Here is a 10,852-nt window from a genome sequence, read left to right on the forward strand (position 1 = left end):
GACTTTCTGACGAAGAACTAGAAAAACTAAAACGGTATGCTCAACAAAAACAAATTTCTGCTGCCGAAGTTGTCAGGGATTGGATTAAAAAGTTAAAGTAATCAAGCCGCCCTCCGCTCCGCTAAAGGGCGGGGTTTTCAACCCAAATTTTCGATAAATCGGCCTCTTCTAGGTTAGCTCCCCGCATAGCAGCAGCGGCGAAAACTCCTCCGCGCAAATCCTGATGGGAAAAATCCCGATCTTGCAGCTGGGCAAAACTATAGTTAATCGTTTTATCTTGGGCTAAAGCCACTGGACGGGCCGCGAAAAGTAGCCAAAGAATCGCCAGCAAAATAATTAAAACCAGACTGAAAAATTTTTTCAACATTGTTACTGTTGAGCGTCGAGAAACTGGGCCACATCATCACCCACCCGAATAGTTAGGTCTGAGTCTAAAGCACCAGTGGAGGATGATTCTACTTTACCGATTCCCAATTGATTTTTCAAGAGGTTAGCCGACTGAACATCACCTTTTTGGGCAATAATTGCCGTGGTTTCTAGCTTTTGGGAGGAGTCATCGCTAATATAAACATTTGTATAGCCCCGTTTGGCCAGATAATTGCGAGTACGACGGGCTAAACCTTTGGTATGGGTGGCATTTTGAATGGCAATCCGCAGACTATAAACGGAGGTTTCTCCCTGGGAATAGTTATCGGTAAAATTATTAGCCACAATGGTTCTGATTTCGCGACGGTTCAAAATCCAATAACTGCGACCATCGTATTCCTCGAGGCTATTAAACCGGCCGGGGAGTAGGATCATTCTCAAGTCATCCCGTTTAATTTCCCGGCCAAAATTAGCGATAGCCAGCATTTCCTCGACGGATAAATTCGTATCGATATATTGTTGTAAAACCTGTACTGCTTTCGGGAGACTGGGGAGAATTGTCGGACTAAAAATCTTTTGTTGTAGTGCTTTTAATAAAATTTGTTGTCTTTGTACGCGACCGATATCGCCGTATTGCTGGTTACGAAAACGGGCAAATTGTTCGGCTTGGTCGCCGTTGAGATTTTGCCAACCTTCTTGTAAATCAATTTCTAATTTTTGGGTGACATCTTTATGATACATTCGTTCGGGTACATAAACCTCTACACCCCCGACTAAATCGACTAATTCCTTAAAGGCATCGGTAGTCACCCGGACATAGCGATCTACGGTGACATCCCCTAAAGTATTACTGACCACTTCCGCCGCTAGAGTTGGTCCACCGTGAACATTGGCATCGTTAATTTTAGTGAAACCGTGGCCGGGGATTCTGACGCGGCTATCGCGAGGGATAGACAACATTCTCACGGTTTTATCGCTAGGATCGAAGCGCACTAGGAGCATGGTATCGCTGCGACCTTTAAATACATCGTCGCCGTTTTTGGCATCTAAAACTCGATCGATGCCCATAACTAAAATATTAACAGGACGAGAAAGCTGCTGGTTAATTAAGCTATTCCAAGCTTGAGCCTCAAGGATGTCTGTTTGGGTGGGAAAAGTCGTTTTTTGGAAGATAGCCCCAATTGGCGCCGGTAAGGGACTAATTAAAGCGACGGCAGCCCCAACAGTGGCGGAAACTAGGGCGGTAAAACTGAGGGTTATTCCCCAAAATAAGCCCTTTTGCAGGGGAGATGCTTTTTTTAAACCGGACATGACCGAACTGACCACCGTGAGGGTATTTTCTGAGTTTTGGCTGTATTCCTGCTTTTCAAACCGCCCCGAAACATTGGCCATGAACTAACCTCAACATCTGATTAAAAGCTTACTTTAGGATGTGACTGCTGATCCATAGAATCTATCTCTAGCGCAAAAGTTCCAGATATTGGTCACTCCCCTCTCGCTGGCTATTGTAACATATTGTTAAGGAACTGGCTATCCTAGACCTGTTGTAAAAATCAAAAATTGTTGTTACGGTTAGGAGTCGGTCGTCAGTAGCCAGTAGTCAGTAGCCAGGAGAATTAAGAATGAATAATCAGCAATTAAATGCTCTATTTACAGATTTTATGCCATTTAATCCTTATTTTTGCCGTTTTTGAACCCTGAAAAGTTAATTATGCAAGAGGAATTTGAGGGATTCAGTTCGGTTATAAATTATCTCTGTGGCCAAGAATTAAGAGAGGTGGAAACTTGAAGATGACAGAACTAAGGTTATTATCCTTATTGATTTTATCATTAAATCCTCGATTTTATACCTTAGCTTTTGGCTAGTTGGGCAGTTTTTTCTGTCAATATAATTCTGATCTATTTTTTATGAAAATCATCTCTCTTACCCCATCATTCAACCAGGAATATCTCTGTATAAGAGACTTAAATCTCTACAATTCTCCCAGTTGTCAAGAGTTAGCGACCCAAGCACAACAGGGAAGACAATTAAAATTTATTTCCCTAGAAATTACCGAAAAAGGGCTACAAATTCAGCTAAGAGAAGATAATTATTTAGCTTGGTTATGCGGAGAAGATTTAGATGCAATTGCGGCAGCCACCACAGCTTATCAAAAAATTCCTTTAAGTCGTTCGGACATAGAAAAATATATTCCTGAGATTATCACTTTTACTCAGGAAGCAAGGAACCGTACCAATCATTATCTCTGGGGTGGAACCCTTGCACCTAATTACGATTGTTCAGGATTAATCCAGGCTGCTTTTGCCACTTTTGGTATTTGGTTGCCGAGGGATTCCTATCAACAGGAGGCTTTTTGTCAAAAAATAAACCGAGAGGAATTACTCCCAGGAGATTTAATTTTTTTTGGTGATAAAAGAGTTAATCATGTTGCTTTATATCTAGGGAATAATCAATATATCCACAGTTCAGGAAAAGAAACAGGTAACAATGGTATCGCTATAAATCTACTTACTGATGATAGGGATAGCGTCAGTCGTCATTATTATCAAAAATTATGGAGTTTCGGTCGAGTTATGCACAATTAATCAGTTATCAGGGAAATGGGGAAATGGGGAAATGGGGAAATGGGGAAATGGGGAAATTTCAACTAAAACCCTAAAACCCTAAAACCCCAAAACCCCAAAACCCCAACCCCTAACTCCTCACTCCTTACTCTCCCCCATAGGTAATCATGTCAGAAAACATCTCCCTAAGCGGTCTGTCAATTCGTCGTCACATAGGAGTATTGATGTTAACTATAGCAGTTATCATCATCGGTCTTTTTTTTCTAAATCGTTTAGAAGTGGACTTGCTTCCTTCTATCACTTATCCCCGCATTAGTTTAAGGATGAATGTACCCGGAGTTTCCCCGGAAGTCATTCTCGAAGAAGTAACTAAACCCCTAGAAGAAGGAATGAGTGCCACCGAGGGAGTAGTGCAAGTTTATTCAGAAACTCGCGAGGGAAGGATGCGAGTAGATTTATTTTTTCAACCGGGGGGAGACTTAAATGTCGCTTTAAATGAAGCTACCGAAAGTTTTAATCGTGTCCGACAAAATTTACCCGATATTATTGAGGAACCGCGCTTAAACAAATTTGAACCCTCTCGTTTACCCGTCTATGAATTCGCTCTCGTTTCTGATACCCTACCCCTAAAAGATTTAAGATTATTTGCCGATGAAGAATTAGGGAGAGAATTAGGATTTGTGGAAGGAGTGGCAGTGGTGGACGTGATTGGGGGAGTTAGAGAAGAAATTCAAGTTAATATTGACCTGCAGCGATTACAATCTTTAGGAGTGGGATTAAATCAGGTTTTAGACACCCTAAAAAGACGCAATCAGGACATCTCTGGGGGCCGACTAGAGGGAGAAACCGGGGAACCTTTAACCCGTGCGGTGGGGAAATTTAAAAACGTAGCGGATATCCAAGATTTAGCACTGACCGATAGTAATAATCCCGAAGAAAAAATCTATCTGCGGGATGTGGCCAGAGTTATCGATGGGACAGAAGAACAAAGAATTTTTGTCACCCTAAATGGAAAAAATGCCGTGCGGGTTAGCGTCCAAAAACAACCGAATGCGAACACGATTGCTGTGGTAGAAGGGGTCAAAAAACGCATTACAGAATTAAAAAAATCCGGGTTAATTCCAGAGGGGATGCAAGTCGTCCCCACTACCGATGAGTCTGTATTTATCCAAAACGCGGTTAATAACGTGGTTTCTTCGGGACTAGCGGGGACAATTTTAGCAGGATTGACTGTATTCGTCTTTCTCGGTTCTCTGCGACAGACTTTTATCATTACCCTAGCGATTCCTCTTTCTACCCTCGTCGCAATTATCTGTATGAAGTTATTCGGGTTATCGATAAATGTGTTTAGTTTGGGAGGATTGGCCCTAGGGGTGGGTATCGTGGTGGATAATTCCATTGTCATGCTGGAAAATATTGCCCTCAAAGTTAATCAAAACCAAAATAAGCGAGATTTTTTAGAAATTGCCCGGAATAGCAGCCAAGAGGTAGAATCTGCTTTATTGGCCTCCACTGCGACTAATCTCGTCTCTATCCTGCCATTTTTACTACTGGGTGGTTTTATTTCCCTGCTGTTTAACGAGATTATCCTCACTATCAGTTTTGCTGTGGCTGCTTCTCTGTTGTGTGCGTTAACTGTTGTTCCCATGTTGGCCAGTCGTTTGTTAAATATGGGGGTTTCCAGTGGCATTCAGCGATTTTGGCTCTTAAGAGTCTTTAGTCAACGTCTAGAAGGTTTAACCATCCTCTACGGTCGTTTTTTAGCTAAAATCATCCACTACAGAATACCTGTTATCCTGCTGGCCTTTTTAATTTTAGGGGGAAGTAGTTTTTATCTCTGGCAATATATCCCCCAAGAAGTCTTTAGTCGTATTCAAACCGGACAGGTGAACGTTTTTGCCCAATTTCCCCCGGGTACCAATTTAAATACTAACCGTCAGGTGATGCGGGAAGTAGAAAAGATTTTATTATCACAACCGGAAACTGAGTATGTTTTTACTACCAGTGGCGGTTCTCTTTTTGGCACAACTACCAATGAAAATATTTTGCGCGCTTCTAGTACGATTAATCTCAAAAAAGGCACTAATACAGAAGCATATATCGAACGGATGAGCAAAGCACTAGAGCAATTAAACCTCGTTAACGTGCGTTTGCGTCTCACCCCCGGTCAAGTGCGCGGTATTATTCTGAATAACTCTCCCTCCGTTGGTGCCGATGTGGATGTGATGTTACAGGGACGCGATGGGAAAACTTTAGAGCAAGCTGGTGAAGAAATCCTCAGTATTCTCGATGAAAAAGTCCCTAGTGCGCGTTTTCGTGCCGATGCTGACCCCAGACAACCAGAAATTCAGATTAAACCCGATTGGACACGCTTAAATAGTTTGGGATTGAGTACCCTGGAAGTGGGACAAACGCTACGGACCGCTATTCAAGGATCGATCCCCACCCAACTGCAACGGGGAGAAAGATTAATCGATATCCGAGTGCAATTGGACCCCAACTCGCGGCAAAAAATTAGTGACATATCACAAATACCTATTTTTGTCAATAGACAAGAAGACTTAAAATTAGCAGATATAGCCCGGATTGAAGCGGGAAAAACCCCCGGAGTCATCCAGAGAATCAATCAGCGTCAAGTTTTTATTATTATCGGCAGTTTAGTCGAAGGGGCGAAATTAAGTGACGCACTCGTGGGGGTACAATCGGTTTTAAATTCCACTCCCTTACCCGATGGTATCAGCATTTTACCCAGTGCTGCCGCCACGTCTAATCAAGAAATTCAGGGTTCTTTGGGTTTATTAGCGGGTTTATCAGTATTTTTAGTCTTTGTGGTCATGGCCGTGCAGTATAACTCACTCATAGACCCTTTGGTGATTATGTTAACCGTTCCTTTGGCCCTAGCGGGGGGAATTTTCGGACTATATTTGACCAAAACCCCGATTAATGCCATTGTCATCGTCGGGGTGGTTTTATTGGTGGGCATTGTGGTTAATAACGGGATTATTATGGTGGAATTGGCGAATCAATTGCGGCAAGAATTCGGTTTTACTCGACTACAAGCTATTTTAAAGGCCGCTCCCCAACGTTTACGACCGATTTTAATGACTACCGTGACCACGGTTTTAGGTTTATTTCCCCTCGCTTTAGGATTGGGAGAGGGGGGAGAATTCCTGCAACCTTTAGGAATTGTCGTTTTTTCGGGTTTGTCTTTAGCAACTCTGTTAACTCTGTTTATTATTCCCTGTTTTTACGTTTTATTCTCTAGAAAATAATCCCCCTGCACAGTGGGAAGTGGGGAAGTGGGGAAGTGAGGAAGTGGGGAAGTGGGGAAGTGGGGAGAATAAATAAAAAAAGTCTCCTATCTCCTGACTCCTGACTCCTGACTCCTGACTCCTGACTCCTGACTCCTAACTCCTGACTCGGAGAATACTGACTTCTAACCCAATGTTGGTCAAAGATAAGCAAAAATTATTTACTGACTCCAAAAACTTGAGAATATTTAAATTAACATTTCGCAATATTTATAAATTCTTAAGAATTAATTGAGAAAGATTTTTATTTAACAACGATGTTACAATGGTTACAGCGATTTGATAGAATTTCATGATGGGTTATTATGTGCTTTTTTGGGCAGCAATGGCTCAAACCCTTGCCACACCTACAAGGTGATCCTAATTAAGACAGGTAAATCAGTCAATTTCACCCATAACGATGATCTTTTTTTTGTGTAGTTTTATTGCAAAAAAAAAGTTTTTTTGACAAAAAACACAAAGTATGATAGGAACCCAATGTATTTCTGGCTGCCAGTAGTTATTGCAGAGTGGGAAGTGGGGAAGTGGGGAAGTGGGGAAGTGGGGAAGGGGAGCATCTCACCTTTGTAACCCCTAAATCAGGTTTTATGTCAAACTATTTTGAAAGCCTTACTAGAAACCAGTTTGAGGGACAAGTATAATTACTCACTTGTATAAAAATGAGATGCTCCCTGGGGAATGGGGAAGTGGGGAAGTGGGGAGTATTTTCAGTGATCAGTAAACAGTGAACTGAAAACTCACATCTGATAACTGATAACTGATTCAAGGCTGACTCCTAACCCGACAAAAAACTTTTTGCCGCAAACCCTAAGTTAAATAAGCGATAGTTACCCCCGAACCTCCCTCATTTTGGGGGGCTAATTGAAAGCGTTTTACCTGGGGATGACGGGATAAAAAATCGTGAACACCTTGACGCAATTTCCCCGTACCTTTACCGTGAATAATCCATAATATGCCCGATGGGGTGGCGCGGGTGATCGCCTGTTCGATATCCGTTTCTGACTCTGCCACCCTTGAACCGCGAATATCGACAGTATTATTAGCAGTACGAATTAAAGGAGTCTCCTGGGGTTTTGCGGGAGTTTGTGGCAAATTTTTGGCAGGTTTTGGCGCAGTTTCCACTTTTTGACCATCCAAAGACTCAATCTGATCTAAGGGTAGGGTCATCTTCATCATACCGAAACGCAGGGAAATCTCCTCTGATTCCGGTGAAATTGCTAGAACTTCGGCAGTTTGTCCCAAATTGGGCAAGCGCACCCTTTCCCCCACTTGCGGACGATAATTAACCTTAGTTTTTTCCGTTTTTGGTAATAACCTTTCTGCGATCGCAGTTAACTCCTCTGTGGCTTTTTGGGCATCTCTACCGGTTTTTGTTCCTGATTGCAACTGGCGAATAACGTCATTAATCTCTGCTTTTGCCGATAATAAAGCCTTTTGTATCTCCTGCTCCTGATAACGTTTTAATTCTCGCTCTCTCTCCTGTAGAGAATTGGCCCGCGTGGAAACTTCTGTATAAAATTTCTCCGTTTGTTGGAGCAATTGACTAGCTTCTTTAGCTTTTGACTCCTGTTCCCGTCTTTGCGCTTCCAAACCAGCAATTACTTGATTTATCTCCTCCGATAACCCCCCCAGATGATTTCTCGCTTCGGCCACAATTTCGGGACTTAATCCCAAACGCTGGGCAATAGTTAAAGCATTAGAACGCCCCGGAATGCCCCATAATAGTCGATAAGTAGGGGAAAGAGTGCGATCATCAAACTCTACCGAGGCATTTTCAAAGCGAGAATCTCGATACTTTAACGCTTTTAATTCCCCGTAGTGAGTGGTAGCCACCGTCAGTAAACTATGATCGGCGAGGTATTGTAAAATAGCGATCGCTAAAGGACTTCCTTCGGCCGGATCCGTACCTGCTCCCACCTCATCGAGTAAAACCAAGGAACGAGAATTTAGAGCCGCTAAAATGCGAACAATCCGGCGAATGTGACCCGAAAAAGTCGATAAACTCTGTTGCAAAGACTGTTCATCCCCGATATCGGCTAAAACGTGATCGAACCAGGGTATCTCTACCGGTTCCCGCGCTGGAATAAACAGGCCCGCTTTCGCCATTAAAGCCGCTAATCCGAGGGTTTTTAAAGTAACGGTTTTTCCGCCGGTATTTGGTCCGGTGATGGCAACAACGCGAATTTCTGGGCTAATCTGCACATTTATTGGTACGACCTCCCCCCCCTGTTCGTGGTGTTTTTGCCACCAGAGCAAAGGATGACGCAAATTCCGCAAAGTAATCGTTTCCGAACCATCGATAAAGCGCGGGGGATTACCCTCTAACCATAAACTGTAACGGGCCCTAGCGGTGGCCAGATCGAGCCTAGTAGCGATCGCTAGTAAATATTCTAAGTCCTCAAAGGCTTCGGCGATTGTATTACTTAACTGCCGCAGGATTTTTTCTTCTTCGATTTGTTCCTGACGACGATATTGCCGCAGTTGATTGCCTTGGTCAACGATAGAGTGAGGTTCAATGTAAAAAGTCGCCCCTGTGCTGGAAGTATCGTGAATTATCCCGGGTATTTGCTCTTTTTGCGCTGCTTTGACGGGAATCACCCAGCGGTCGCTTCTTTGGGTAATCACCGCTTCTTGGATAGCACCGCCCTGTTTTTGCATGATATCCTGTAATTTGCGGTAAATGCGCTCTCTAATCACCTTCATTTGTCCCCGAATTTCCCGTAATTGGGGACTAGCGCGATCGGATATCCGGCCATCTTCATCGATACAACGGTGTATTTCCTGTTCTATCTCTGGATAGGTGCGAATTTCCGCTACTAACTCTTTTAAAACCGGTATATCTTCCTGTTCGTCAATTAAACGCCGTAAACGTCGCACACCCGCCAAAGTCGTGGCAATATTTAAAAGTTCCTGTCCCGATAATAACCCCCCCAGATGCGCCCTTTCTAGGGCATCGCCGATGTCGCTAATCCCATCAAAGGAAAGACGACTATCTAATTTTTGTTCTAAGCTATAAACTTCTTTGGTTTGGCAGAGTAGGTTTAAACTTTCCTCTTTGCTTTCCGGTAAGGGCAATTGACGAATTGCGATCGCACCGAGTTTAGTCGCTGCAAAAGTAGCTAGGTGTTGACATAGCCGCGGCCATTCCAATAATTCTAGGGTTTCGTCTTGAATCAATTTTGTAGTTTTTTATAATACGCTTTGTATTTCTAGTCTAACCAGATTTGGTCTGATTTTTACAGGAGTCATTTCAGCCGACAGTAATCAGTCAAGGGAAAAGACAGCACTGTTACTCGCACCTAATACCTGTCACTTAACAATCTCGCCAATCTGTTGACTATCTAAATTACTCGTTAAGACTGCACTGGAGTGCCGGAGTTGGGAGCAGGGAGAGGAAGTTCGAGCATTTGTACTAAAATTTCTAATACGCAGTTTAAATTCAGTACAGCTTATAATATTAGGTCGAGTTCTACTGATAACTGATAACTGATAACTGATAACTGTATCTAAATTCCTTTCTGGAGAGAGAATTGCACCTGTTTAAATTCTTGTTTTAAACGTTGTTTGAGTTTGTCGGGGATGGGACGGGAACCGTAGGCGGTATAATAACCTGCTACAGAGTTTAAGGCTGTTTGCATAGTAGTGAAAGAACGCAAACCCCCGGATTTTTTATCTCGTCGGTAGAGGGAGATGTAATCGTTGATTTGTTCCTTTGCTTGCGACTCAACTGCCGCTTTATTCGGGTCATCTTTGACTAAATCAAGGGCTGTGGTTAAAGTTTCAATCACCGTCAGGGTATCCTGTCCATAATTGCCGGTTAACCGCGAACTACTAGAACAACCCATCAATCCGATGACCAGGACGAGAACCAAAGCTAATAAGCGAGAAATGTAAGGTTTTAGAGACATATTTTCAACACCATAAGTTAATCCCAAGTCACCTTATCCTATCAGGAAACCGTGACCAGTTCCCCATGAGAGTCAACCTGCTGCAAAAATCAAAAATCTTTCCTTTAGTCAGGGGTCAACTGGGGGTAAATAGCCAAAATATAGGCTTTGGGGGCTGTAAAAGCCCTATTTTTGCCTAAAATTTCGATGCCATCAACCCGGAGTGAGTTGATTCTGGACTAATTCCAGCCGCGTTGACATCCTCACCGCCGTAAACGGACGGTGATTCCTCACCACGCCACCTTTTTAGAATGGTCGCGTCAATGGGGTTAACGCTTCACAGGATGCTGCTTCTTTAACAGAAGTCTTACGCTTTCCGACCCGTCCGTTTAAAGTCTCCGATTGCCCACCGGCGACCTTGATATTTACCGCAGCGTTTACATCTCGATCATGAAAAGTCCCACAGAAAAGACATTCCCACTCACGGATATTTAGGGTTTGCTGAAAAAGTGTATTGGTGGGGTTAGGAGTCAGGAGTCAGGAGTCAGGAGTCAGGGGTCAGGAGTTTCAGGCTTTGTTGCCCTTGGTTTTTGTACCAGTTTGTGTACTACGAGAAGAATAATGCAAGGTTTTTGAATGTCCCAATCCTATTTTCGCAGCATGAACATCGGATTTTAACAGGTCAAAAGCCTTATTTTAAAAGGGTTTTACCATTATTCAGCA

Annotated in this window: 5 protein-coding genes and 2 pseudogenes; 2 read left to right on the forward strand and 5 right to left on the reverse strand. The window is 43.1% G+C overall.

Annotation, left to right across the window (positions count from 1 at the left end; genetic code table 11):
- Positions 1 to 151: 151 nt before the first annotated feature.
- Positions 152 to 367, reverse strand: a pseudogene (locus IM477_RS02270) (pentapeptide repeat-containing protein); the annotation flags it as partial.
- A 2-nt stretch (positions 368 to 369) separates the two neighbouring features.
- Positions 370 to 1,758: an LCP family protein gene (locus IM477_RS02275; protein WP_287730395.1), complete on the reverse strand. Its 1,389-nt coding sequence runs from the start codon at positions 1,756 to 1,758 to the stop codon at positions 370 to 372.
- Between the two features lie 516 nt (positions 1,759 to 2,274).
- On the opposite strand from IM477_RS02275, the gene IM477_RS02280 reads away from it, so the two are divergent.
- Together IM477_RS02280 and IM477_RS02285 are read left to right on the forward strand one after the other, a co-directional pair.
- Positions 2,275 to 2,952, forward strand: coding sequence for a C40 family peptidase (locus IM477_RS02280; RefSeq protein WP_287730396.1), 678 nt, complete (start codon positions 2,275 to 2,277; stop codon positions 2,950 to 2,952).
- Positions 2,953 to 3,098: 146 nt separating this feature from the next.
- On the forward strand, positions 3,099 to 6,203 hold the full coding sequence (locus IM477_RS02285; protein ID WP_287730397.1) for an efflux RND transporter permease subunit: 3,105 nt from the start codon (positions 3,099 to 3,101) through the stop codon (positions 6,201 to 6,203).
- A gap of 846 nt (positions 6,204 to 7,049) precedes the next feature.
- On the opposite strand, the gene IM477_RS02290 is transcribed toward IM477_RS02285, so the two are convergent.
- The 3 genes and pseudogenes from IM477_RS02290 to IM477_RS02300 form a co-directional block, all read right to left on the reverse strand.
- The gene (locus tag IM477_RS02290) at positions 7,050 to 9,419 is read right to left on the reverse strand and encodes an endonuclease MutS2 (RefSeq protein ID WP_287730398.1); all 2,370 of its coding nucleotides are present in this window, start codon (positions 9,417 to 9,419) and stop codon (positions 7,050 to 7,052) included.
- Positions 9,420 to 9,748: 329 nt separating this feature from the next.
- On the reverse strand, positions 9,749 to 10,150 hold the full coding sequence (psb27, locus tag IM477_RS02295) for a photosystem II protein Psb27 (RefSeq protein ID WP_287730399.1): 402 nt from the start codon (positions 10,148 to 10,150) through the stop codon (positions 9,749 to 9,751).
- A gap of 285 nt (positions 10,151 to 10,435) precedes the next feature.
- A pseudogene (locus IM477_RS02300) lies at positions 10,436 to 10,633 on the reverse strand (zinc ribbon domain-containing protein); the annotation flags it as partial.
- Positions 10,634 to 10,852 lie beyond the last annotated feature (219 nt).

The organism is Microcystis sp. M090S1 (genome assembly GCF_020246295.1).
GTDB lineage: Bacteria > Cyanobacteriota > Cyanobacteriia > Cyanobacteriales > Microcystaceae > Microcystis > Microcystis aeruginosa.